At 63.8% G+C, this 25,716-nt stretch carries 18 protein-coding genes; 13 read left to right on the top strand and 5 right to left on the bottom strand.

Annotated elements, in window-relative coordinates:
• The first annotated feature begins 26 nt into the window (after positions 1 to 26).
• Positions 27 to 1,028 carry a 2-hydroxyacid dehydrogenase gene (locus tag BLV09_RS25925; protein ID WP_100385093.1) on the top strand — a complete coding sequence of 334 codons (1,002 nt, stop codon included), beginning with the start codon at positions 27 to 29 and terminating at the stop codon, positions 1,026 to 1,028.
• Between the two features lie 157 nt (positions 1,029 to 1,185).
• On the opposite strand, the gene BLV09_RS25920 is transcribed toward BLV09_RS25925, so the two are convergent.
• Positions 1,186 to 2,106 carry a LysR family transcriptional regulator gene (locus BLV09_RS25920; protein ID WP_146689401.1) on the bottom strand — a complete coding sequence of 307 codons (921 nt, stop codon included), beginning with the start codon at positions 2,104 to 2,106 and terminating at the stop codon, positions 1,186 to 1,188.
• A 122-nt stretch (positions 2,107 to 2,228) separates the two neighbouring features.
• Here BLV09_RS25920 and BLV09_RS25915 point away from each other — a divergent pair, with 122 nt between their 5' ends.
• Positions 2,229 to 3,236, top strand: coding sequence for an aldo/keto reductase (locus BLV09_RS25915; RefSeq protein ID WP_146689400.1), 1,008 nt, complete (start codon positions 2,229 to 2,231; stop codon positions 3,234 to 3,236).
• An 89-nt stretch (positions 3,237 to 3,325) separates the two neighbouring features.
• On the opposite strand, the gene BLV09_RS25910 is transcribed toward BLV09_RS25915, so the two are convergent.
• On the bottom strand, positions 3,326 to 4,126 hold the full coding sequence (locus BLV09_RS25910; protein WP_100385090.1) for a HesA/MoeB/ThiF family protein: 801 nt from the start codon (positions 4,124 to 4,126) through the stop codon (positions 3,326 to 3,328).
• Positions 4,127 to 4,231: 105 nt separating this feature from the next.
• Between BLV09_RS25910 and BLV09_RS25905 the strand changes: the two genes are divergently transcribed.
• A complete protein-coding gene (locus BLV09_RS25905; protein WP_146689399.1) occupies positions 4,232 to 5,599 on the top strand; it encodes a peptidoglycan-binding protein in 1,368 nt (455 codons plus the stop codon).
• Between the two features lie 9 nt (positions 5,600 to 5,608).
• Here the strand turns inward: BLV09_RS25905 and BLV09_RS25900 are convergent, their stop codons facing one another.
• The 3 genes from BLV09_RS25900 to mutM form a co-directional block, all read right to left on the bottom strand.
• Positions 5,609 to 6,037: an SH3 domain-containing protein gene (locus tag BLV09_RS25900; protein ID WP_146689398.1), complete on the bottom strand. Its 429-nt coding sequence runs from the start codon at positions 6,035 to 6,037 to the stop codon at positions 5,609 to 5,611.
• A 172-nt stretch (positions 6,038 to 6,209) separates the two neighbouring features.
• Entirely contained in the window at positions 6,210 to 7,889 is a 1,680-nt protein-coding gene (gene ggt, locus BLV09_RS25895; RefSeq protein ID WP_146689397.1) for a gamma-glutamyltransferase, read from the bottom strand.
• Positions 7,890 to 7,916: 27 nt separating this feature from the next.
• Positions 7,917 to 8,798 (bottom strand): bifunctional DNA-formamidopyrimidine glycosylase/DNA-(apurinic or apyrimidinic site) lyase, encoded by an 882-nt coding sequence (mutM, locus tag BLV09_RS25890; protein WP_100387357.1) that lies wholly within the window; start codon positions 8,796 to 8,798, stop codon positions 7,917 to 7,919.
• Between the two features lie 238 nt (positions 8,799 to 9,036).
• On the opposite strand from mutM, the gene ubiE reads away from it, so the two are divergent.
• From ubiE to addA, 10 genes are all read left to right on the top strand, one after another.
• A complete protein-coding gene (gene ubiE / locus BLV09_RS25885) occupies positions 9,037 to 9,798 on the top strand; it encodes a bifunctional demethylmenaquinone methyltransferase/2-methoxy-6-polyprenyl-1,4-benzoquinol methylase UbiE (protein ID WP_146689396.1) in 762 nt (253 codons plus the stop codon).
• Positions 9,795 to 11,369, top strand: a complete 1,575-nt coding sequence (gene ubiB / locus BLV09_RS25880; RefSeq protein WP_146689395.1) for a 2-polyprenylphenol 6-hydroxylase — start codon at positions 9,795 to 9,797, stop codon at positions 11,367 to 11,369. The genes ubiE and ubiB overlap by 4 nt, the downstream gene beginning before the upstream one ends.
• A 55-nt stretch (positions 11,370 to 11,424) precedes the next feature.
• Entirely contained in the window at positions 11,425 to 12,864 is a 1,440-nt protein-coding gene (gene coaBC / locus BLV09_RS25875) for a bifunctional phosphopantothenoylcysteine decarboxylase/phosphopantothenate--cysteine ligase CoaBC (protein ID WP_146689394.1), read from the top strand.
• Positions 12,861 to 13,319 carry a dUTP diphosphatase gene (dut, locus tag BLV09_RS25870; protein WP_100385083.1) on the top strand — a complete coding sequence of 153 codons (459 nt, stop codon included), beginning with the start codon at positions 12,861 to 12,863 and terminating at the stop codon, positions 13,317 to 13,319. The genes coaBC and dut overlap by 4 nt, the downstream gene beginning before the upstream one ends.
• Positions 13,320 to 13,508: 189 nt before the next feature.
• Positions 13,509 to 16,037 (top strand): sensor histidine kinase, encoded by a 2,529-nt coding sequence (locus BLV09_RS25865; RefSeq protein ID WP_146689393.1) that lies wholly within the window; start codon positions 13,509 to 13,511, stop codon positions 16,035 to 16,037.
• Positions 16,034 to 17,557 carry a tRNA (adenosine(37)-N6)-threonylcarbamoyltransferase complex ATPase subunit type 1 TsaE gene (gene tsaE / locus BLV09_RS25860; RefSeq protein ID WP_146689392.1) on the top strand — a complete coding sequence of 508 codons (1,524 nt, stop codon included), beginning with the start codon at positions 16,034 to 16,036 and terminating at the stop codon, positions 17,555 to 17,557. The genes BLV09_RS25865 and tsaE overlap by 4 nt, the downstream gene beginning before the upstream one ends.
• Before the next feature lie 89 nt (positions 17,558 to 17,646).
• Positions 17,647 to 17,961 (top strand): PilZ domain-containing protein, encoded by a 315-nt coding sequence (locus BLV09_RS25855; protein ID WP_100385080.1) that lies wholly within the window; start codon positions 17,647 to 17,649, stop codon positions 17,959 to 17,961.
• Between the two features lie 179 nt (positions 17,962 to 18,140).
• On the top strand, positions 18,141 to 18,863 hold the full coding sequence (locus tag BLV09_RS25850; RefSeq protein WP_146689391.1) for a nucleotidyltransferase family protein: 723 nt from the start codon (positions 18,141 to 18,143) through the stop codon (positions 18,861 to 18,863).
• Between the two features lie 158 nt (positions 18,864 to 19,021).
• A complete protein-coding gene (gene addB / locus BLV09_RS25845; protein ID WP_146689390.1) occupies positions 19,022 to 22,177 on the top strand; it encodes a double-strand break repair protein AddB in 3,156 nt (1,051 codons plus the stop codon).
• Positions 22,174 to 25,677: a double-strand break repair helicase AddA gene (gene addA / locus BLV09_RS25840; protein ID WP_146691300.1), complete on the top strand. Its 3,504-nt coding sequence runs from the start codon at positions 22,174 to 22,176 to the stop codon at positions 25,675 to 25,677. The genes addB and addA overlap by 4 nt, the downstream gene beginning before the upstream one ends.
• Positions 25,678 to 25,716: the final 39 nt, after the last annotated feature.

Here is a 25,716-nt window from a genome sequence, read left to right as displayed (position 1 = left end):
CTGAACGAACCTCATAAGAGCAGGACATGTCGGTCAAGAAAAAGCCTCTCGTCGTCGTGACACGCAAGCTGCCGGACTCGATCGAGACCCGCATGCGGGAGCTGTTCGACGCCCGGCTCAATCTCGACGATACGCCTTTGACACCGGAGCAAATTGCGGAGGCGGTCCGGTCAGCCGATGTGCTGGTGCCTACCGTTACCGACGAGATCACCGAAGAGCTGCTCAAGCAGCCCGACTGCAAACTGAAACTGATCGCCAATTTCGGCAACGGCGTCGACAATATCGATGTTGTGGCCGCGCATGCGCGCGGCATCACCGTGACCAACACGCCGAAGGTCCTGACCGAAGATACCGCCGACATGACCATGGCGCTGATCCTGGCGGTGCCGCGCCGGCTGATCGAAGGCGCCTCGATCCTCACCGAGGGCAAGAACTGGCCGGGCTGGTCGCCGACCTGGATGCTCGGCCATCGCATCGGCGGAAAACGGCTCGGCATCATCGGCATGGGCCGCATCGGCCAGGCCATTGCGCGCCGCGCGCGGGCCTTCGGTTTGCAGATTCACTATCATAACCGCCGACCCGTCGCGCCGCGCATCGCCGACGAGCTGGGCGCGACCTATTGGGAAAGCCTCGACCAGATGCTGGCGCGGATGGACATCATCTCGGTCAACTGTCCGCACACGCCGGCCACGTTTCATCTGCTGTCGGCGCGGCGGCTGAAGCTGATCCGCAAGGACGCCTATATCGTCAACACCGCACGCGGCGAAGTGATCGACGAAGATACCCTGATCAAGCTGATCGAAGCCGGCGAGATCGGCGGCGCCGGCCTTGACGTATTCGAGAACGAGCCCGCGGTCAGTCCGAAACTGGTGCGGCTGGCGAGAGCCGGCAAGGTGGCACTGCTGCCGCATATGGGCTCGGCCACGATCGAAGGCCGCGTTGAAATGGGCGAGAAGGTGATCATCAACATCCGCGCCTTCCTCGATAACCACAAGCCGCCGGACCGCGTGCTGCCAAGCATGTTGTGAGAAATTGTTTCAACGGGTCGTCCCCGCGAACGCGGAGACCCGTAACCGCCGATCTGTGTTGTTGTGCCGCGCGGCGGCCCCAACCTTTTACAAATTCTCAAGCGGGTGATTATGGGCCCCGGCTCAAGGCTGGGACGATGACGGTTTTCCGCGAGTGCTACGGCGCCCTATCTCTTCGTCGCTCCTGCTTTCGCCACTCGGCGACGAACGCGATGAATGCACCGAGCGCCGGTGGCAGCTGGCGCCGGCTCGGGTAGTACAAAAACGGTCCGGGAAACGGCGCGCACCAGTCGTCGAGCACACTGACCAGCGCGCCGGACTGGATCGCCTCGCGCACGTAGCCCTCGAACGTCAGCCAGAACCCCAAGCCGTCGTAGACCGCCTTGATCGCCAGGCCGAGATAGGTCGCGACCAGTTTTGCGGGCGGCGCCACCTTGATCGCGCGACCGGCCTTCTCGAATTCCCAATCCTGCATCACGCCGCTGCCGAAGCGGGTGCGGATGCAGGTGTGATCGAGCAGGTCCCTGGGATGTTTCGGGCGGCCATGCCGCGCAACATATTGCGGCGATGCCACGACCACGTAGCGTTGCGGTGGACCTAGCGAGACCGCGATCATGTCCTGCGCCAGATGTTCGCCATAGCGCACACCGGCATCGAAGCCGGCATCGACGATGTCAATGAATGAGCTTTCCGCGACGATCTCGAGATCAATCTGCGGGTATCGCTGCAAGAACGGCGCGACCATCGGCGCCAGCACCAGATCGATCGCCGGTGGCGGCGCATTGATGCGCAGCCGCCCTGAAGGCACGTCGCGCAGGCCCCGCACCTGATCCAGCGCGTCACCGACATCGCACATCGCCGGCCCGACTCGGGCCAGCAACAACTCGCCGGCCTCCGTCAGCGCGACGCTGCGGGTGGTGCGGTTCATCAGGCGGACGCCGAGCCGCTCTTCCATGTCGCGCAGACGCTGGCTGAGGCTTGAGACCGAGACCCGCTGCTCGAGCGCCGCACGCCGGAAATTCCGGGTGCGGGCGACGGCGATAAAGGCGTCGAGATCGCGGAGATCGAAATCGCTCATTGTTCGATATAATGAACAAGCTATTCAGGATTGTCCAGCTTATCACCTCAATGGAAAAGCGTCATATCAGCGTCGCGATATCGGCACGGGATTGCCCGCAGCCATTTTCGAGGAGAAGTCACATGGAAAAACGTCAACTCGGTTCAACCGGCCCAACCGTCTCCGCCATCGGTCTCGGCTGCATGGGAATGTCGGATTTCTACGGTCCGACCGACCGCAGCGAGAGCATCGCCACCGTGCACGCTGCGCTGGATGCCGGAATCACGCTGCTCGACACCGGCGACTTCTACGGCATGGGCCACAATGAAATGCTGATCCGCGAAGCGCTCGCCGGCCGTAACCGCGACAATGTGCAGATCTCCGTCAAATTCGGCGCACTACGCGATCCCGCCAGGAACTGGTCGGGCTACGATAGCCGCCCGGCAGCGATAAAAAACTTCCTCGCTTATTCGCTTCAGCGCCTTGGCGCCGATCATATCGACATCTATCGTCCGGCACGGCTCGATCCATCGGTGCCGATCGAAGAAACGGTTGGCGCCATCGCCGAGATGGTGAAGGCCGGCTACGTCAAGCATATCGGTCTTTCCGAAGTCGGCTCCGACACCATCCGCCGGGCACATGCGGTGCATCCGATCTGCGACCTGCAGATCGAATATTCGCTGATCGCGCGCGGCATCGAGAGCGACATTCTCAAGACCTGCCGCGAGCTCGGCATTGGGATCACCGCTTATGGCGTGCTGGCGCGCGGCCTGATCAGCGGACACTGGTCAAAGGACCGTTCCGGCGCGCAGGATTTCCGGCAAATGAGCCCGCGTTTCCAGGGCAGCAATCTCGACACAAATCTGGCGCTGGTGGATTCGCTGCGGGCGATTGCCGATGAGGTCGGCGCATCGACCGCACAAGTCGCGATCGCCTGGGTCGCGGCGCAAGGCAAGGATATCGTGCCGCTGGTCGGTGCGCGACGCCGCGACCGTCTGACTGAGGCGCTCGGCGCGCTTGATGTAAAATTGACGCCGGCGCATCTCGCCGCGCTCGCCAAGACGTTCCCGCCCGGCATCGCCGCAGGTGCGCGGTATCCGGAGTCACAACTTGTCCATATGGACAGCGAGAAGCCCGCGAAAGCGTCCTGACGTTATCCTTTCGTTTGAGCATGATCTCCGCGCAAACGCTTCGCGTTTGTCGCGAGGGAAAACCGGTTCCCGCTTTTCCGGATCATGCTCTAGCGATGCCCGCTCAAATCGGTGATGACGGGTGCATCACCATTGAGCGGGTTTGCGGGATCGCGTTGGTAACGCAGGGTTTCGAAGCGCATCGCGCGCGCATCCAGCATCAGCAATCGTCCGACCAGGCCTTCGCCGAAACCAACGATTTCGCGAATTGCCTCCAGCGCCATCATCGATCCCAATACGCCGGCCAGTGCGCCCATCACGCCGGCCTCGGCACAGGCGGGCACCGTGCCTGATGGCGGCGGTTCGGGAAACAGGCAGCGATAGGTCGGATTGAATTCGCCGACGGCATTTTTCTCGTGCGCGCGGATCGTGGTCAGCGATCCATCGAACATGCCGAGCGCCGCCGTGATCAGCGGCTTGGCCGCGAGGAAACACGCGTCGGACACGAGATAGCGGGTCTCGAAATTATCGGATCCGTCGAGCACGAGATCATAGCCGCCGATCAGCGCCATCGCATTACCGGCATCCAGCCGCGTCGCGTGGGCTTCAAACCGGACATGAGGATTGAGCGCGTAAATCTGCCCGGCGGCGCTGTCGACCTTGCGCCGTCCGATGTCAGGCGTGGTGTGAATAATCTGACGCTGCAGATTGGATAACGAGACAATATCGTCATCGACCACGCCGAGCTGGCCGATGCCGGCCGCGGCGAGATACATCAGCGCGGGCGCGCCGAGGCCGCCGGCGCCGATCACCAGCACAGAGGCTTCCTTCAACGCGAGCTGACCGGGGCCACCGACCTCGCGCAGCACGATATGGCGGGCATAGCGTTCGAGTTCGTCGGCGCTCAGCATGATCAGGTATTTCCTTGTCCCTGGGTCCTTGAACCACCACGCCGTTGTTGCAGACCAAACAGATGTGCTTAATTGCGTACGCTTCAATGGGGCCTGAGATTTGTCATGAGATCGTTGTTGACCGCAACATTGATGTTGGTGGCGACGGGGACCGCCGTACAGGCTCAGACGACACCGCCGCCCACGGCAGGCGCCAAAGCCAAACCCGTAGCCACCACACCCGTCCGTCCTGCTTTACAGACCCCGGCCGATACCGCCAATGCGATGGCGCAAGGGGAGCGCCTGGCGCTGCAATCGGACCTCGCCTGGGTCGGCCAGTATAACGGCGCGATCACCGGCGACGTCAGCGAGCGCATGGTAACTGCGATCAAGGATTTTCAGAAGGAGCGCGGCGGCAAGCCGACCGGCGTCCTCAATCCGCAGGAGCGCGGCGAGCTCGCCGACACCGCGAAGCGGCGGCAGGAGAATGTCGGCTGGAAGATCGTCACCGACGCCGGCAGCGGCGTGCGGCTCGGCATCCCGGCCAAGCTGGTGCCGCAGCAATCCAGCGACGCCAACGGCGCGAAATGGAGTTCTCCCAGCGGCACGATCCAGATTCTGCTGGCGCGCCGCAAGGAGGCCAATCCGACCACCGCAAAGCTTGCCGAGCGGGAGAAGAAAGAGCCCGCCGGACGCTCCGTCGACTACACGGTGGTCAAGCCGGACTTCTTCGTGTTGTCGGGTTTGCAGGGCCTGAAGAAATTTTACGTGCGCGGCACGTTCAGGGACGACCAGGTTCGCATCCTCACCATCCTGTACGATCAGGCCACCGAAAACACCGTCGAGCCGGTGGTGATCGCGATGTCGAGCGCGTTCAATCCATTTCCGGCGGGAGCACAGATCGCGGGGCCACCGCCGCGCAAGACCGTCGACTATGGCACCGGAATTGTCGTCAGCGAGGATGGCGCGATCATTGCCGATCGCGAGATCACCGATGGATGCCTGGCGATCACGATTGCTGGTTACGGCAATGCCGATCGCACGGCCGAGGACAAAGACCACGGCCTCGCGTTGCTGCGCATCTATGGCGCACGCGGTTTGAAACCGCTCGACATCGTCAACGGTACCGCAAAATCAACCTTGGAGTTGACGGGCATTGCCGATCCGCAAAACCAGGGCGGCGGCGCTGCTGTGAGCAGTGTCAAGTCATCGGCGACGCAAGTCGGCAGCGGCAGCGATCTTGCGCTATCGCCGGCCCCCGCGCTCGGCTTTTCCGGCGCTGCCGCGCGCGATGATGACGGCAAATTCGCCGGCATCGCGTTGCTGAAGCCGGTCGTCATCGCCGGACCATCCAACGCCACGCCCGCGTCGCAGGCGTCGCTGGTGCCGGCCGATACCGTGCGCGATTTCCTCAAAGCCAATGGCGTCAACGCAACTGGCACTTCGACGGACGCCAAAGCCGCAATGGTTCGCGTGATCTGCGTGCGCAAATAAGGCAGCGTGCTACCAGCGCCGTCCCCAACCCCAGCCGCCCCGGTATCCCCAGCCGTAGCCATAACCATAGCCGTAATACGGTCCGTAGCCGTAATAGACCGGTGGGCCAACGACATAGCCGGGCGGCGGAGCATAGTCGTCTACTTCCTCAACCATTTCGGATCCGCGCGGCGGCGGCCTGCGCACAGGCGCCATGCCGACATTCTGCGCGATGACGTAGCCGTCTTTCCCGTCGAACGAGGCCTCGCACCAGCCGTTGCTGCACTTGCCGATTTCGACCATCGTCCCCGTCGTCAGCAGGGTCACAACCTCGCTCGTGGTCCCGGGCGACTTGCGCAGATTGGTGTCTTTGCCGATGACGATCGGCTTGGCCGTCGCGCAAACCGCCGACATGAGAGTGAAGATGACGGCTGATGCCGCGACCCGTACAAAGCTCATGGCTTCCTCTTTTTCCTTCCTGGATTTCGCCGTCCGCGGGAGATTTAACTGCAAGAGCGAGCATCCGATCAAGGTGATGCCGGTTAACTTTTAGCCATTTTATTTCGGTTGATTGCCGAGCGCCGACGAACGAGGGGTACTTTTTCCTTGCTCGATCGCGCTTCGCGCAATGTCAGCTCAACCCAAATCGTACGCCGGCCCGCGCGTAGCCTCCGGCGATTCCAATAGGCGTGCCGTCGGCGCGCCAGCACGCAGCGCCCGACAGCATGCCATCGTCGTGGAACTGGATCCCATTCATGCCACCTGCCACGGTCGGCACCGCCACAACATGATGGCCCATCGCCGCGAGATCCTTGCGAACGCTTTGCGGAACCGCCTGTTCGACTTCGAGCGCATTGCCTTCGGTCCAGACCCGTGGCGCCTCCACCGCTTCCTGCAGCCCCATGCCATGGTCGATCAGATTGATCAGCGCCTGTAGCGCGCTCGGGAAAATCCGCTTTCCGCCGGGCAGGCCCAGTGCGTATACGAGCTTGCCGTTGCGCAGCGCCATCATGGGCGACATCGAGGTGGTGACCCGCTTGCCCGGCGCGACCGACAGGGCATGGCCGGGCCGGGGATCATAGAGGTTCATGTAATTGTTCGGCACGGTACCGAGCCCCGGGATCAGAATTTTCGCCCCGAACAGATTGTTGATGGTCTGCGTGGTCGCGACCACATTCCCCATCGCATCCGCTGCCGTCATATGGGTCGTGTGCGCGCTTTCGAACAGCTCGACGCCCGCGCCCCATTTTTTCGCGCGCGCGATATCGATCGCGCGGCGACGTTCATCGGCATAGTCCTTCGAGGTCAGCCGCTCGACCGGCACGTTTATGAAGTCGGGATCGCCGCTCGCCGCCGCACGATCGGCAAAGGCGATCTTCAGCACTTCGGCCAACAGGTGAATCGTCTCCGATGTGCCGAAGCCCTTGGCTGCGATGTCGTAGCCCTCGAGAATATTGAGCATCTGCGCGATGTGCACGCCGGAAGCAGCCGGCGGCGGCGGACCAAGGATCTCCCAGTCGCGGTAGTCGGCCCGGATCGGCGCGCGCTCGACCGTTTTGTAGGAGGCGAGGTCTTTTCGCGTGATAAAGCCGCCATGCGCCTTCATGTAGTCGACCAGGATGTCGCCGAGCGCCCCCTCGTACAGTGCCGCCTCGCCATGCTGCGCGATATAGGCAAGCGTTTCCGCATATTCCGACTGCACCACGCGCGCCCCCGCGGCGAGCGGTTTTCCGTCGGGCAGATAGATCGCCGAAATCGCCTTGTCCTTCAGCATCTCCTGCGCGCTATCCGTGATGCATTCGTGCAAATAGGGCGTCGCTGCATAGCCGCGCGAAGCGTGCTTGATCGCGGGCTGCACGACGTCGGCAAGGCTCATGGTGCCGAACCTGCGTAAGGTCTCGCACCAGGCCTTTAGTGAGCCGGGGGTCGCGACAGCCTTCGGACCATTTAGATTTTCGTCGTCGACGGTGTCGAACACGTCATGCGCCGAACCCGGTTTGGACCTGTAGGTGTCGGGCCGTATCGCGAGCGGGACTGCGCTTTGGCCATCGATGAAGCGATGCGTGCCGTCGGCAAGACGGATATGCGCCATGCCGCCGCCAATGATGCCGACCATCATCGGCTCGACCACAGTCAGCGTGAACAGGGTGGCGATCGCCGCATCGATGGCGTTGCCGCCGGCCGCCAGCATCTCGGCGCCCGCCGCCGAGGCGAGCGGATGATTGCTGACCACCATGCCGCGGCTACCCGACGCCGGCCGTTTCTGACAATCGAAAGTCGTGCCCGCGCGATCGCGCCAGTTACCAGTCATGGCTTTGCTGCTCCCGTTTGTTTTTGATTATTTCTGGCACTTCGGGCACCAGAAGGTCGAGCGTCCGTTCTGGGTGAACCGCTTGACGATGCCGCTGCAACCGCCGCTCTGGCATTTCTCGCCTTCGCGGTCATAGACCTGGAACGAGTGCTGGAAATAGCCGAGTTCGCCTGAGGTCTGGCGATGGTCGCGCAGCGACGAGCCACCGGCCTTGATGGCCTGGTTGAGCACCGCATGGATCGCCGTGACCAGGCGCTTGGCGTGATCGGTCGGCTCATTCTTTTTGGTTGCAAGCGTCGCCGCCAGCCGTCGCGGCGACAGATGCGCTCGAAACAGCGCTTCACAGACATAGATATTGCCGAGACCCGCGACCACGCGCTGGTCGAGCAGGGCCGCCTTCAGGCTGGTCTTCTTGTTGGCGCAGGAGCGCGCCAGCATCGCCGCGTCGAACGCATTGCCCAGCGGTTCGGGTCCAAGCCCCTTCAGCAAAGGCTCGTCCTCGAGCGCCTTGCGGGCAATGACCTTCATATAGCCGAAACGGCGCGGGTCGTTGAAGATGATCGCGGCACCCGACGACATATGAAACACCACATGATCATGCGCGCGGTCCTCACTGCGCGGATGGTGGAATTGACCCGGCGTCTGGGTGTCGTCCTCCTTGAGAACGCGGAACGAGCCGGACATGCCCAGATGCATCAGCAGCACGTCGCCGGAGGCAAGATCGGCCATCAGATATTTGGCGCGGCGGCCGAGGCCGGTCACGGTCTGGCCCTCGAGCCGCGCGGTAAAGTCTTTTTGAAAGGGAAACCGCAGATCGGCCCTGCGGGCCTCCGCCTTGATGATTTTTGATCCCTCCATCGCCGGCTGCAGGCCACGGCGGACGGTCTCGACTTCGGGTAATTCGGGCATTGAGGCGTTCACCTTGTGGACGTGACGTGATAGCGCCATTGCGGCGGGCGCGCTATGGTCCGGCTAGCGTCCCCTTTCCGAAGTTCGTAAACCCGCGCGGCACCCACCGTACGAACTTCGGAAAGGGGCACTAGCAAATGTATGATCCTGATGCCGTTGATCGATTTGAAGTTTCTGATCGAAGCTGCAGCAAATTCTGCAGGAACTTCAAATCGGCGGCACCAGCGGAGATGAATTGATGGATCGGCCCGACCAAACCACCCATTTCGGCTTCAGGGATGTGGCTCTCGGCGACAAGCAGACGCTGGTGAACGACGTCTTTCACAGCGTGGCGTCGCGATACGACCTGATGAACGATCTGATGTCGGCAGGGCTGCATCGCGTCTGGAAAGACCTGATGATCAATGCGCTCAATCCGCCGCGTAGCGATGCGCCTTTCGCGCTGCTCGATGTCGCCGGCGGCACTGGCGATATCGCCTTTCGCGCCGCCAAGGCCGCGGGCACGGGCTTTCGGGCCACCGTCTGCGACATCAATTCCGATATGCTCGATGTCGGCCGCGAGCGCGCGATGGCGCGCCATCTTGATGACAGGGTCTCGTTCGTCGAAGGCAATGCCGAGGCATTGGCCTTTCCCGACCGGACGTTCGACGCCTACACCATCGCGTTCGGCATCCGCAATGTACCGCGGATCGATCTTGCGCTTGGCGAAGCATTTCGCGTGCTCAAGCCCGGCAGCCGATTCCTGTGTCTGGAATTCTCCACCGTTGACGTGCCCGGCCTCGACCGGATTTACGACCTGTTTTCGTTCAAGGTCATTCCACCGCTCGGGCGCGCGGTCACCGGCGATGCCGAATCCTATCGCTATCTCGTCGAGTCCATCCGCAAATTTCCGAAACCGAACGCATTTGCCGAGATGATCCGTGCCGCGGGCTTCTCGCGTGTGTCCTGGCAGAGCTTCTCCGGCGGCATCGTGGCGTTGCATTCGGGCTGGCGTCTGTGATCTCTGCGATAACGCATATCGCGCGGCTGGCGCGGGCTGGTTTCGTGTTCGCGCGCGAAGGCGTGTTCGGCGTCGTCGACCCAAGCCTGGTGCCGCCTCCGGGACAACTCGCGCTTCAGATCGCCCGTTTGATCGAGCGGCCGGGCGCCAAATCCGGCCCGCGCCTGTCGCGCGCGCTCACGCGATTGGGACCCGCCTATCTCAAGCTCGGCCAGTTTCTGGCGACACGGCCCGACGTGGTCGGCGTCGTCATGGCGCGCGATCTGGAAAGCCTTCAGGACCGCCTGCCGCCGTTTTCGCAGGCCGAGGCTGAAGCCGTCATCGCGACCTCGCTGGAACGCCCGGTAGCGCAGGCGTTTGCAAGCCTCGGTCCCGCGGTCGCCGCCGCCTCGATTGCGCAGGTCCATCGCGGCGAAACCGAGCGTGACGGCGTGCGCAAGGCAGTCGCGGTAAAGGTATTGCGGCCCAATGTCGCCGCGCGCTTCCGCCGCGACCTCGCCGATTTCTTCTTTGTCGCGCACAACGCCGAAGCGCATTCGGCGGAAGCGCGGCGGCTGCGGCTGATCGAAGTCATCAACACGATGTCGCGCTCGGTGGCGATGGAGATGGATCTGCGGCTCGAGGCTGCGGCGATGTCGGAGATGGCCGAAAATACCCGCGACGATCCGGATTTTCGGGTGCCGCAGGTGGACTGGGACCGCACCACACACAACGTGCTGACGATGGAGTGGATCGACGGCATCGCGCTGAGCGACCATGCGCAGCTTGAGCAGTCGCACGTCGATTTGCGTGATCTCGGGCGCAAGGTGATCCAAAGTTTCCTGCGCCATGCGCTGCGCGACGGCTTCTTTCATGCCGATATGCACCCGGGAAACCTGTTCCTCGACCCTGCCGGCCGCCTCGTAGCGGTCGATTTCGGCATCATGGGTCGGCTCGGCATGAAGGAGCGACGCTTCCTTGCTGAAATTCTGCTCGGATTCATCACGCGCGACTATCGCCGCGTCGCCGAGGTGCATTTCGAGGCCGGTTATGTGCCGGGGCATCATTCGGTGGAGAATTTTGCGCAAGCCATCCGCGCCATCGGCGAGCCGATTCATAACCGCACCGCCGAAGAAATTTCGATGGCCAAGCTGTTGACGCTGCTGCTCGAGGTCACCGGCCTGTTCGACATGCAGACCCGACCCGAGCTGATCCTGCTGCAAAAGACCATGGTGGTGGTGGAGGGCGTCGCCCGCAGCTTCGATCCGAAACTCGACATGTGGAAGACCGCCGATCCCGTGGTCCGCGAGTGGATCGAGCGCAACCTCGGTCCGATCGGACGCGTTCAAAGCGCGATGTACGGCGCCGGCGAGATCGGCCGCGTATTGACGGGGCTGCCCGCGATTGTCGCGCGGTCGGTGGCCGTGCTGGAACAGCTGGAAACCATGACCCGGGAAGGGCTGGCGCTGTCGCCGGAGACGATCGCGGCAATGGCCCGGACCGAAGGGCGCAAGAACCGCTGGCGCACGGTGGCGCTATGGATCATCGCCGTGACGTTTATCGGGATTTTGCTCGCCGTCAGGCAAATGTGATTGCATTGCATGCGGTATATGATAGCATTGCTGTCGTTCGCTTAAAGGGGCCTCGATGGCCAGCCTCACGATCCGAAAACTCGATGACGCCGTCCGCGACAGGCTGCGGCTCCGCGCAGCGCAGAATGGCCGTTCGGTCGAGGACGAGGTGCGGGTAATCCTGCGCGAGGCGTCACAGCAGCGCCCATTAGTCCTCGCCACAGCCGTCCCTCAGGGCTCTCCATCCGCCGCGGACCACAGCATGCCCAGCGGCGCCCCGGACCTCGCACGCGTCACCCTGATCATCGGGGGCGGCATCGCGGCCTATAAGGCGCTCGACCTGATCCGGCGGCTCAAGGAACGCCATATCCACGTCCGCTGCGTCCTGACCAGGGCCGCGCAGCAATTCGTCACGCCCTTAGCCGCCAGCGCGCTATCGCATGAGCGCGTCTATACGGATCTGTTCGATCCCGAGAGCGAATTCGATGCCGGCCACATCCGTCTCGCCCGCGACTGCGAGCTGATCGTGGTGGCGCCGGCGACCGCGGATATCATGGCAAAGATGGCACACGGTCATGCCGACGATCTCGCCACCGCGATCCTGCTCGCGGCTGACCGACCGATCCTGCTGGCACCGGCGATGAACCCGCTGATGTGGAACAATGCCGCAACGCGCCGCAATGTCGTGCAGCTCGAACGCGACGGTATCGTCACGATCGGCCCCAACGCCGGTGAAATGGCCGAAGCCGGCGAGGCCGGCGTCGGCCGGATGGCGGAGCCCCTGGAAATAGCGGTGGCCGCCGATCGCCTGCTGCGCCCGCCGCAACCCCGCCCGCTGGCGGGCAAGCGCGTGCTGATTACCGCAGGACCGACCCACGAGCCCATCGACCCCGTGCGCTATATCGCCAACCGCTCCTCCGGCAAGCAGGGTTTTGCTATCGCCGCGGCAGCGCAAGCGGCCGGAGCTGACGTCACCTTGATCTCCGGCCCGGTCGATCTCGGCGACCCCGCGGGCGTCAGGGTGAAGCATGTAGAGTCCGCGCGCGAAATGCTGCAGCAGGTGGAAGCCGCATTGCCGGCGGACATCGCGATATTCGCGGCCGCGGTCGCCGACTGGCGCGTCGCCAATGAAGGCGAGCAGAAACTGAAAAAAACCTCGGCCGGCATGCCGCCGCTGCAACTGGTGGAAAATCCCGACATCCTCGCCACGATCTCAAAGCTCGGGGATCATCGGCCAAAGCTGGTGATCGGATTCGCGGCCGAGACCGAACATCTGATCGACAACGCCAAGGCAAAATTCGCGCGCAAGGGCTGCGACTGGATCGTCGCCAACGACGTCTCGCCCGCGACCGGCGTGATGGGCGGAGACCGCAACACCGTTCATCTGCTGACGCGAAAAGGCACTGAAATCAGCGTCGATTCCTGGCCGGTCATGACCAAGGAGCAGGTCGCAACCGAATTGGTGGCGCGGATTGTGCAAAACTTTACCGGCACGCAAGCGGAACAGCCCTCATGAGCACGACAGTCAAGGTCGACATACGACAATTGCCGCATGGCGCAGGGCTAGCGTTGCCGGCCTATCAGACCGCGCATGCCGCTGGGCTCGATCTGCTGGCCGCCGTGCCGGAACACACGCCGATGATCCTCGCTCCGGGAAAATACGCCCTCGTTCCCACGGGGCTGACGATCGCGCTGCCGGCGGGCCATGAAGCGCAGGTCCGCCCCCGTTCCGGCCTCGCGGCAAAGCATGGCGTTACCGTGCTCAATTCGCCGGGCACGATCGATGCGGACTATCGCGGCGAGATCTCCGTGCTCCTGATCAACCACGGCGATGCGCCGTTCCCGATCCGGCGCGGCGAGCGGATCGCCCAAATGGTGATCGCCCCGGTCACGCGCGTGGAACTCGTTCCCGCCACCTCGCTCTCCACAACCGATCGCGGCGGCGGCGGCTTCGGTTCCACGGGCCGCTAATCCCGCGTAAGCAACGGATTTATTTTCATAAAATCGCGCCTATCAAGTTTACCGTCGCATTTTTTCGCGGTGCAATTTTGCGTTCACGGTCTGGACTCTTACCGGCCGACTCCCGATGGGGATATTGTCATTTGATTCGCGAACGGCCGGTACTGGCCGAGCGTAAAGTCGTGCGGTTTGGGGCGAACTATGTCGGGCGTAATCGTGTCGATGCGTCGGACGCTGCTGTCGTGCACTTCACTGGTGCGCAACGGCATGATGACTCTTGGCATGACTCTCGGTGCGACCGTTGGCGCGACGCTGGTCTCGACCACACCGGGCCACGCCGGCGATCTGTCGCTCCTGAACGGGATTCTCGAACTCAACCACCAGGAATTCGCGGTTCTGACGACGGCGTTGGCGCTGCTCGGCTTTACCGTGGTGTCGGCGATCCTGTTGATGCACACGCGCGTGCGCGCGGCCAAAAGCGACGCACGGCTGCGTTCCCATATTCAGAGCCTGCAAGTCGAGGCTGACAATTTCCGGGCGCTGTTGTTCGCCGAACCGCAGATTTTGATCGCCTGGGCCGCCGGCGACGACCGCCCGCAAATCAGCGGCGACATTTCGCTGGTGATGCCGCAGGACTCCCAGCACCAGCCGCAGCGGATCCTCGCCTTCGGAACCTGGTTGCCGCCGGAGCCGGCGCTGCAAATGGATCACGCGGTCGACGCGTTGCGCGAGGCCGGCGAAAGCTTTCTGCTCAATCTCACCTCGTCGAACGGACGCGCCTTCGAGGCGATGGGCCGCGCCGTTGGCGGTCAGGCGATCGTGCGGATCCGCGAGCTCAGCGGATTGCGCCGGGAACTGGCCGAAACCAACCTCCGGCACAAGGCGCTGCTCGAAGAAACCGAGATGCTGCGCGGTTTCGCCGCCGCGGCACCCTGGCCGATCTGGGCCAAGGGCATCAAAGGCAACCTCAACTACGCCAACGACGCCTATGCGCGGGCGACCGAGGCCACCAATGCCGCGGATGCGATCGATCGCGACCTTGGGCTGCTCGACAGCGCTGACCGCACCGACATGGACCGGGCCTTGACCGAGAAGGGCGCCTTCACCGCACGGCTGCCGATCGTGATCGATGGCGAACGGCGTATCTACGATGTGCACGCGCTCAATGTTGATGGCGGAAGCGCCGGCATCGCCATCGATGCCAGCGAGGCCGTGGCCCTGCGCGCCGCACTGGTACGGATGGCGGAGGCGCATCGCCGCACCCTCGATCAATTGTCGTCCGGCGTCGCGGTGTTCGACGCCCAGCGGCGGCTCGCGTTCTACAACGATTCCTATCGCCGCCTGTGGGATCTCGACCGCACATTCCTCGACAACAACCCCGACGATTCCAGCGTGCTCGATCGGCTGCGCGCGGCGCGCAAGCTTCCCGAGCAGGCGGATTTCCGGGCCTGGAAGGCCAAACTGCACGAGGCCTACCGCGCGATCGAGACCGAAAAGGAGACCTGGTATCTGCCCGACGGCCGCGCGGTGAGCGTCGTCACCACGCCAAATCCGGAAGGCGGCGTCACGTATCTGTTCGACGATGTGACCGAAAGCCTCGATCTGGCGCGTCGATTTGACGGCCTGATCCGCGTACAGCGCGAGACACTCGATAACCTGGCCGAAGCGGTCGCCGTGTTCGGCAGCAACGGCCGCGCGCAGTTGTCCAATCCGGCGTTTGCGAAGATGTGGAAACTGTCGCCCGAGGCGCTGCAGGAACGGCCACATATCGAGACCGTGGAAGCCTGGTGCAGGCCGCTATTCGATGATCCCAACATCTGGCGTACGCTTCGCGAGGCCGTTACCGCGATCGAAAATCGGGTCGAGGTGCCGCTGAAGCTGGAGCGCAAGGACGGCAGCGTGCTGGACTGCATGACCATGCCGCTGCCCGACGGCGCCACCATGCTGACGTTCCAGGACATTACCGACACCGAAAATGTCGAGCGTGCGCTGCGCGAACGTAACGAGGCGCTGGAGACCGCCGACCAGATGAAGGTCGATTTCGTCCACCACGTGTCCTACGAACTGCGCTCGCCGCTGACGACCATCATCGGCTTCGCGCACTTCCTGAGCGACCCGGTGACCGGTCCGCTGATGCCGAAGCAGGCGGAATATCTCGGCTATATCACCGCGTCGACCAACGCGCTGCTCGCGATCATCAACAACATCCTCGATCTCGCCACCATCGACGCCGGCGCGATGTCGCTCAATCTGGGTCCGGTCGATATCCGCAAGACCATCGAGGCCGCGGCGGAAGGTATCCAGGACCGGCTTGCCACCGATCGCATCGAACTCAAACTCGACGTCGATCCCAACATCGGCACCTTCGTCGGCGATGAACGCCGCGTGGTGCAGGTGCTCTACAATCTGCTGGCAAATGCCGTCGGCTTCTCGCCGCCGGATTCCGCCATTACCGTCAGCGCCGGGCGCACCGAGCACAGTGTCATATTCCGCGTGACCGATTCCGGTCCCGGCATTCCGCCCGATGTCAAAGACAAGGTGTTCGACTGGTTCGAGAGTCATTCCAACGGCTCGCGGCATCGCGGCGCCGGCCTTGGCCTGTCGCTGGTCCGCTCCTTTGTTGAACTTCACGGAGGCAAGGTGCGCGTCGATTCGATCGTCGGCAAAGGCACGACCGTCACGTGCGATTTTCCGGTCGATCAGGCGGCGCATCGCAACGCCGCGGAATGACCGATCCCGTCACATTCTCGGTTGCGCTATCGAATGAGACCGCGACCGCGCATCTGATGGCCGATCTCGCGCTGCTGATCGGCCCCGGCGACGTCATCACTCTTTCGGGCGACCTTGGCGCGGGGAAGACGGCCGCGGCACGTGCCATGATCCGCTATCTCGCTGGCGATGATGCGGCTGAAGTGCCAAGCCCGACGTTTACGCTCGCGCAAACCTATGATCTGCCGCCCTATCCGCTGGTTCACGCCGACCTCTACCGGGTCAACGATCCCGCGGAGCTGGAAGAGATCGGCCTGTCGCCCTTGCCTGAAGGCACCGTGGCGCTGATCGAATGGCCGGAACGAGCGCCCGATGCGCTTCCCACCGATCGCATCGACATCGCACTCAGCCATCGTCCGGCGCTGGGATCGTCGTCCCGCGCCGCCGAAATCACCGGCCACGGAAAAGCCGCCGCGCAGGTCACCCGGCTGAAGGCGCTGCGGCAATTCCTGACCGATGCCGGTTATGCCGAAGCGAGGCGCCAGCGCATGGCCGGCGACGCCTCGACGCGTTCCTACGCGCGCCTGCTGCGCGACGATGGCGTCGTCATCCTGATGAACTCGCCGCGGCGACCTGACGGACCCGCTGTCTATCAAGGCCAATCCTACAGCGCGGCGGTACATCTGGCCGAAGATGTCAGGCCGTTCGTCGCGATCGCCAACGGCTTGCGCGAACGCGGCTTCTCGGCACCGGTCATCCATCAGGCCGATCTCGACGAGGGTTTCCTCATCACCGAGGATTTCGGCAGCGCCGGCTTCATCGAGGGTGATCCGCCTTCACCCATTCCCGAACGATATCAGGTCGCGGCCGACATGCTGGCCGCGCTGCACCGCAAACACCTGCCGGAAACGCTGCCGCTGACGCCGCACAGCGACTACGCCATACCCACATTCGACACCGACGCCATGCTGGTCGAAATCGGATTGATGCTCGAATGGTATCTGCCGGACCGCGGGGCGGAGCCGGCCGAAAGCATCCGCCAGGAATTCATCGCGATGTGGCGCGATTTGCTGGACAGGTCGCTCGCCGATGTCAGAACCTGGGTGATGCGCGACTTTCATTCGCCCAATTTGATCTGGCTCGACGAACGGCGCGATATTGCGAAAGTCGGCATCATCGACTTCCAGGACGCCGTGCGCGGACCTGCCGCCTACGACCTGGTGTCGCTGTTACAGGATGCACGGATCGATGTGCCCGAGCAGATCGAGCTGATGCTGCTGACGCGCTACATCAAGGCGCGGCTGGCCTCCGACGACACGTTCGATCCGGCCCACTTCGCCCAGCTCTATGCAATCATGTCGGCGCAACGCAATACACGGCTGCTCGGCACCTTTGCGCGGCTTAACCGGCGCGACGGCAAGCCGCAATATCTGCGTCATCAGCCGCGGATCTGGACCTATCTCAACCGTTCGCTGGCCCATCCGGCGCTGGGGCGGTTTCGGGCGTGGTACGCCACCCACGTCCCGCCGCCGGCGTCGTGATTTACGACTTGTTAGCCAGCCTCCCTTTAATCTGGTGCGGCCTTTGGGCTCGGGAGCGCAGGGTACCTGCGTGAGGGCGGAGCGAAATCATGGTGGCAGAGCGGCAGAAGGGTGAGCGCGTTACGTTCGAGCGCGGCATAGCCGCGCAGATGATGGGCATCGACGGCACATGGCGGCGCGACTGCAAGATGGAAGACGTCTCCGAGACCGGCGCGAAACTCACCGTCGAAGGCTCCGTCGAGGGGCTGCATCTGAAGGAATTCTTTCTGCTGCTGTCGTCCACGGGCCTCGCCTACCGCCGCTGCGAGCTGTCCTGGGTCAATGGCGACCAAATCGGTGTCAATTTCCTCAAACCGGGCGACAAGAAGAAAAGAGCTGCCAATCGTGCGGCCGAGGAAGTCTGAGCGGCCGATATTGCGGTCGCACAACCGTCATGTCGGACGGTTATGGCGTGAAGTATCGATGCGGCGCACGAATCGCCATGATATGATCCGCGGTGCTTTTGGCAGCTTGCGCGTAGCCTGAACACGGCATCCACTTTTGCGCGCTACGCGCTGGAACAACGGTCCGAGAAATTCCCGAAATGTCCGTCCATCCGACCAAAGCCATGATCCTCGCCGCCGGCCTCGGCCTGCGCATGCGGCCGCTGACCGATCACATCCCCAAGCCCCTGGTGCGTGTCGCAGGCCGGCCGCTGCTCGATCATGTGCTCGACAAGCTCGGCGACGCCGGCGTCCGCGAAGCCGTCGTCAATGTGCATTATCTGCCCGACCAGATCATCGAGCACGTCGCGGGCCGCACCCACCCCCGCGTCATCATTTCGGACGAGCGCGACAGCGTGCTCGGCACCGGCGGCGGCGTCGTCAAGGCGCTGCCTCTGCTGGGCGATGCCCCGTTTTTCCATGTCAATTCGGATACGATGTGGATCGACGGCGTGCGATCGAACCTGGCGCGGCTGGCCGAGACGTTCGACCCCGCGCGCATGGATATTTTGCTGCTGATGGCGCCGACGACGAGCAGCATCGGCTATGGCGGACGTGGTGACTACGCGATGCTGCCCGACGGCGCGTTGCGCAAGCGCAAAGAGCATCAGGTGGTTCCATTCGTCTATGCAGGGGCTGCGATCATGTCGCCGTCGTTGTTTGTGGGCGCGCCCAAGGGCGAGTTTTCGCTGACCAAAACATTCGACCTCGCCAACGAGCAGGAACGCCTGTTCGGACTGCGGCTCGACGGCGTGTGGATGCATGTCGGAACCCCCGACGCGGTTCAGGCCGCGGAAGAAGCCTTTCTCGAAAGCGTCGCGTAGCGATCCCGTGTCATTGCCGGGCTTGACCCGGCAATCCATCATTTCAAAGTGCTTTTCTAAAGATGGATGCGGCAGTCAAGCCTGCGCATGACGAATTAGAAATCGCACCCCAAATGCGCCCATGCCATGATGCAGCCTGATCGCGAATCAGGAAGCCCATGCGCGTTTTTAGCGTCCCAGTTTCAGCGCCGTTCTTGCGCACCGTTATTGCCGCGTTGATCGACGGCAGGCTGGTCAAGGGCTTTGAGGCGCGCGCGCATCCGGAGCGGCTCGCGCAGGCGACGCTCTATCTGCCGACGCGGCGCGCCGGGCGCATGGCGCGGGAAATCTTTCTCGATGAACTGAACGCGGATGCCGCGGTGCTGCCGCGCATCGTCGCGCTTGGCGACATCGACGAAGACGAACTGGCCTTCGCACAGGCCGCCTCTCCCGGCCTCGCCGCGCTGGAAATCCCGCCGGCGATGGACGGACTGCAGCGCCGCCTGCTGCTGGCGCAATTGATCGCCGCATGGGCAAAGCGGATCCGGCCTGGCGATCCCACACAGGCGCCGCTGGTGACCGGCGGCTCCGAATCGACGCTGACGCTGGCCGATGATTTGGCGCGGCTGATGGACGACATGGTGACGCGCAAGGTCGAATGGCGCGCGCTCGACGGGTTGGTGCCGGAGGCGCTTGACCAATACTGGCAGCTCACGCTGCAATTCCTGACCATCGCCAGAGATACATGGCCTGACATCCTCAGTGCGCACGGCAGGATCGAGCCGGCCGCGCGCCGCGATCTCCTGATCGAGGCGGAAACCGCGCGGCTGACCTCGCATCACGAAGGTCCGGTGATCGCCGCAGGCTCGACCGGCTCGATGCCGGTGACGGCAAAATTCCTCCGCGCCGTCGCTGCCTTGCCGCAAGGCGCGGTGGTGCTGCCGGGGCTCGACACCGATCTCGACGATTCGGCATGGCAGTTGATCGGCGGGACCCGCAACGCGACCGGCCAGTTCACCGCGCCGCCCGCATCCAATCATCCGCAATTTGCGATGCACGCGCTGCTGCATGGATTTGGCATCAGGCGCGACGATGTCGAAGTGCTGGGTAAACCCGCGCATCAGGGGCGCGATGTGCTGGCGTCCGAATCGATGCGGCCGTCGAACGCGACGGCGCATTGGCATGAGCGGCTGGCCCAGGGCCACATCATCGAGAAGATCGCGCGCGGCATGACCGATCTCGCCGTCATCGAAGCCGCCAATCCCGAAATGGAAGCATTGGCGATCGCGGTCGCGATGCGCGAGGCGCGGCATCTTGGCAAATCCGCCGCGCTGGTGACGCCGGATCGCGCGCTGGCGCGGCGCGTCATGGCCGCGCTTGGCCGCTGGAATCTTGCTTTCGACGATTCCGGCGGCGATGCGCTGATGGATACCTCGGCAGGCATTTTCGCGCGGCTTGCCGCCGAGACCGCGGCGAAGCAATTGGAGCCACCGACGCTGCTGGCGCTCCTGAAGCATCCGCTCTGCCGGCTCGGCCGTGCACAAGGTGCTTTCAGGGACACCGTCGCGGCGCTGGAACTGGCGCTGCTGCGCGGCACGCGCCCGCAGGCGGGAAGTGACGGCCTGACGCGGGATTTTGACCGCTTCCGCACCGAGCTTGCAAAACTGCGACGCAGCGAGACGTCCTCGCTGCACGCCGCGGAACCCCGGACCAGACTCGGCAATGACGAACTCGAAGGCGTCCAGACACTGATCGGATTGTTGCGGGCGGCGTTGGCACCGCTTGAGCGCGTCGCCTCATCAAAGCCGCGCGATTTTGCCGACCTCGCCGAGCGCCATCGCAACGTGCTGATCGAGTTGTCGCGCGATCAGCATGGCGTCGCGCTCGCTTTCGAAGGCCATCAGGGATCGGCGCTTACCTCTGCGTTCGACGATTTGCTCGGCGAACAGACGCCCAGCGGCCTGATCGTCGAGCTCGCCGACTATCCGCAAGTTTTCCAGACCGCGTTCGGCGATCGCGTGGTGCGGCGGCCCGAGGTCGCGAATGCTAGTTTGAGAATCTATGGCCCGCTGGAAGCGCGGCTGACGCAATCCGATCGCGTTATCCTTGGCGGGCTGGTCGAGGGCGTTTGGCCGCCGGCGCCGCGGATCGATCCGTGGCTGAGCCGGCCGATGCGGCATGCGCTGGGCCTCGACCTGCCGGAGCGGCGCATCGGCCTCTCGGCGCATGACTTCTCGCAATTGCTCGGCAACGAGGAAGTGATCCTCAGTCACGCCGCAAAAGTCGGCGGCGCGCCGGCCGTGGCATCGCGGTTTCTGCATCGGCTGGAAGCGGTCGCGGGCGACGAACGCTGGAAGGCCGCGAAAGCGGCCGGCGAAAAATATGTCCGCTTCGCCGGCGAACTGGACCGGCCGGACAAGGTCGAGCCGATCCCGCAGCCTGAACCCAGACCACCCCGCGCCGCCCGGCCTCTAAAGCTGTCCGTCACCGCGATCGAGGACTGGCTGCGCGATCCCTATACGATCTACGCCAGATATATCCTGAAACTCTCGCCGCTCGATCCTGTCGACATGCCGTTGTCGGCGGCCGATCGCGGCTCGGCGATCCATGATGCGCTCGGCGAATTCACGCAGACTTTTGCAAACACGCTTCCCGACGATCCCGCGCGCGCGCTACGCGACATCGGTCAAAAATACTTCGCGCCGCTGATGGAACGACCCGAGGCACGCGCGCTGTGGTGGCCGCGCTTTCAGCGCATCGCGGCCTGGTTCGCGAATTGGGAGATCGTGCGGCGCGGCCATGTCGCCGCGATCGACGCCGAGATCCGCGGCGAAATACCTGTTCGTCTCGACAACGAGCGCACCTTCATTCTGTCGGCGCGCGCCGACCGCATCGAACGCCACACCGACGGAAGCTATGCGATCCTCGATTACAAAACGGGACAGCCGCCGACCGGCAAGCAGGTGCGCATGGGACTGTCGCCGCAGCTGACGCTGGAGGCGGCGATCCTGCGCGAAGGCGGTTTCGCCGATATTCCATCAGATAGCTCCGTCAGCGAGATCGGCTATATCAGGCTCAGCGGCAACAATCCGCCCGGCGAGCACAAGCCGCTGGAACTGAAGATCAGGCAGAGCGACCAACCGCAACCGCCCGATGCCGCCGCCGACTATGCACGCCAGCAGCTTGAAGCGCTGATCCGTAAATTCGAGGATGAGAACGAGCCTTATAGATCGTTGAATCTGCCGATGTGGTTGAACCGCTACGGCAGCTACGACGATCTCGCCCGCATCAAGGAATGGTCCGCGGCCGGCGGATTGGGGTTGGAGGAATGGTGAAAGCGCCACGCCCCATTCCCGACGCCGTCCGCGCCACCCAGGCACGCGCGTCCGATCCTGCGGCCTCGGCTTTCGTCTCGGCCAATGCCGGCTCAGGCAAGACCCATGTGCTGGTGCAGCGGGTGATTCGGCTGCTGCTCGATGGCGTCGCACCGGAGAAAATCCTCTGCATCACATTCACCAAGGCTGCCGCTGCCAACATGGCGGAGCGGGTGTTCTCGACCCTTGGCCATTGGGTCACGCTCGGCGACGATGCGCTTGATACCGCGATCCGCGAGGCGGGGCTCCCGCACCCCAACGCTAAATTACGGGGCCGCGCCCGCGAATTGTTCGCCTGCGCGCTGGAGACGCCGGGCGGCCTGAAAGTGCAGACCATCCACGCGCTCTGTACCCGGCTGCTGCAGCAATTTCCGTTCGAGGCCAATGTGCCGGCGCGTTTCGCCGTGCTCGACGAGCGCGACCAGACCGAGATGATGGAACGCGCCAATCTTTCCGTGCTGCTGGACGCGTCCCGCGACCCCGCAAGTCCGGCGGGCCGTGCGCTTGACGTCGCCATGGCAAGTGCTGCCGACGTCACCTTCAAGGACGTGGTGCGGGAGGCGTGTCTCAGTCGCGATCACTTCATGGCATGGACAGATATCGCGGGCAGCGCCGATGCCGCCGCCACGCAGATGGCCGCAGCCCTTGGCGTCGGCGCAGAGGATCGCATCGAGGACGTCGAGCGCGCGATTGTCGATGGACCGCATCTGCCGAGGTCACGCTGGGAAGAGATCGCTACCATCCTCGACACCGGCAACAAGTCCGATCAAGACCAGGCAACACGGCTCCGCGATGCGCTTGTGTTTACCGGCAGCGCGCAGGTTGACGAATATCTCGGCGTGTTCCTGACCGACGACCGTAGCCCACGAAAAGCCGTGCTGACCAAGAAATTCAGCGACAAGAATGCAGCCATTGCGCACCTGTTCGATCAGGAAGGCGGCCGCATCTCATCGCTGATCGAGAAGCGCCGCGCGGTGACAGTCCGTGACCGCACACAGGCGCTATTACACATCGCAACCGCAGCCGCGGCGAATTACCGGCGCGAGAAGCAGGAACGCGGCCTGCTCGACTATGACGACCTGATCGACAAGACGCTGAAGATGCTGGATGGCGGCGCGTCAGGCTGGGTGCATTACAAGCTCGACCGCGGCGTCGACCATGTGCTGATCGACGAGGCGCAGGATACCAGCCCGCGGCAATGGGATATCGTTGACCATATCATTTCCGAGTTCACCTCGGGTGAAGGCGCGCGTGACGGTGTGGTGCGCACCATCTTCGCGGTCGGCGACGAGAAGCAGTCGATCTTCTCGTTTCAGGGTGCTGCACCGCACGAATTCGATGCCCGCCGCAGGGGCCTGCAAAAGAAGTTCATCGATGCCGGGCTGAAATTCGATCCGGTCTCGTTCACCTATTCGTTCCGGTCAGGCCCGACGATCCTGCAATCGGTCGATCACGTGTTTCGCAACGCGGATATCTACCGCAGCATCCATTCGGTTGATAACGGCTATCCTGTTCACCATTCCCTCGCCGATGCCGGGCCAAGTCTGATCGAACTCTGGGAATTGGCGGAAGCGGACGGCAGGCAGGATATCGAAGGCTGGCGCGCGCCGTTCGACGGCGTCTCCGTGACAAGCCCGGAAGTAAAACTCGCCAGACGCATCCAGGCCGAGATCAAATCACTGGTCGACAGCGGCACCATGACCGGCAGCTCCGGCAATCGCCGTCCGCTGCGGTATGGCGACATGCTGGTGCTGGTGCGGCGGCGCGGCAACGCGTTCGACGCGGTGATCCAGGCGCTCAAGCACGCCAACGTTCCGGTCGCCGGCGCCGACCGGCTCAAGCTCACCGAGCACATCGCGATCATCGATCTGATGAACCTTGCTGACGCGCTGTTGTTGCCGCAGGACGATCTGGCGCTCGCGGTGGCGCTGAAGAGTCCGCTGTTCGGCCTTACCGATGACGATCTGTTCACGCTGGCCTGGCAACGCAAGGGCTCGCTGCGGCAGGCGTTAAGGCAGCACGCTACGGCATCAGGCAATTACAAGGATGCGCTCGCGCGTCTCGAAAGCTGCGAGCGCCGTGTCGCGGTCGAGACACCGTTTGCGTTCTACGCCTGGCTGCTCGGCGGCGACGGCGGCAGGGCGCGAATTCTGAAGCGGCTCGGGCATGAAGCCACCGATGCCCTCGATGAATTCCTCGAACTCGCCTTGAACTATGAGCGCAAGGCGCCCGCCTCGCTGCAGGGTTTTGTGGCGTGGCTGCGCGCGGCTGACACCGAAGTGAAGCGCGACATGGAAATTACGCGCGATGAAGTTCGTGTCATGACGGTGCATGGCGCCAAAGGCCTGGAGGCGCCTGTGGTGTTCCTGGTAGACACCACGACGTCGCCTTCGGACACCCAGCGCCTCAGGCTTATTCATCTGCCGCAGGGCCATGGCGCGCCTGCCGCGCCCGGCGCCGTGGTCTGGGCTGGCCGGAAGGCGGACGATCCGGCAATCGTCGCGACGGCGAGAGCGGCCATGGTCGGCGAGACCGAAGACGAATATCGCCGCCTGCTTTATGTCGCGATGACGCGCGCGGCCGACCGGCTGATCGTCGGCGGCTGCGTGCCGGGCAACATGAACACGGTTCGTCGCTTCTCCTGGTACGACCTGATCGACAAAGGCCTCGCCAATTCCGGATTGCAATTGCAGGAATTCGAGACGGCCAACGGCAAGGTGAAGCGCTATTCGCGGCCTGAGGATGCCGCCACTCCGTCGACCGCCGCGCGAACGGCGACCGCGGCCGCGCCAATCGCGCTGCCCTCGTGGTTGCGCATATCGGCCCCGCCGGAGACGTTGACCGACCATCTGCTGCGTCCCTCAGGTGTCGCCGACGACGAAGGCCATCGCGTCCGGGCGGGCGAATCAATCCGTGAGCGCGCCCTCGCTTTGCAGCGCGGGACGCTGGTGCATCGGCTGCTGCAATCCCTACCGGATATTCCTGGGGATCGCCGCCGCGACGCGGCGCTCAAATATCTCAACCATAATGCCGCCGGCTGGGACGAAGGCGAGCGCGCGGCGCTGGCGGGCGGGGTATTGGCCGTGATCGAGGACCCGCGCTTCGCACAGGTCTTTGCGTCCGGCAGCCGCGCCGAGGTCTCGATCGTCGGTCGGCTGCAGCGGCCCGGACGGCCTCCGGCGCTGGTTTCGGGGCAAATCGACCGGCTGGTGGTGACGCCGAGCGAGGTCCTGATTGTCGATTTCAAGACCAACCACGCCCCGCCAAGCCTGCCGGCGGACGCCCCGTCCGCCTATGTCCGCCAGCTGGCGCTGTACCGCGCGGTGCTGGCGAAGCTTTATCCCCAGCGGGCGATCCGCGCCGCGCTGCTCTGGACCGAAACGCCTGAATTGATGGAGATTTCCGCCCCCGCGCTGGACACGGAGCTGGCATCCTACCACGCCGGGGCCAGCCAAGCTTGACCCGGCAAGGTCGCGTTCATAGGTTGGATGCATGATCCC

The organism is Bradyrhizobium canariense (assembly GCF_900105125.1).
In the GTDB taxonomy this organism is placed as follows: domain Bacteria; phylum Pseudomonadota; class Alphaproteobacteria; order Rhizobiales; family Xanthobacteraceae; genus Bradyrhizobium; species Bradyrhizobium canariense_A.
The sequence above is the reverse complement of the archived record's forward strand: the minus strand, read 5'-3'. Positions and strand labels throughout refer to the sequence as shown.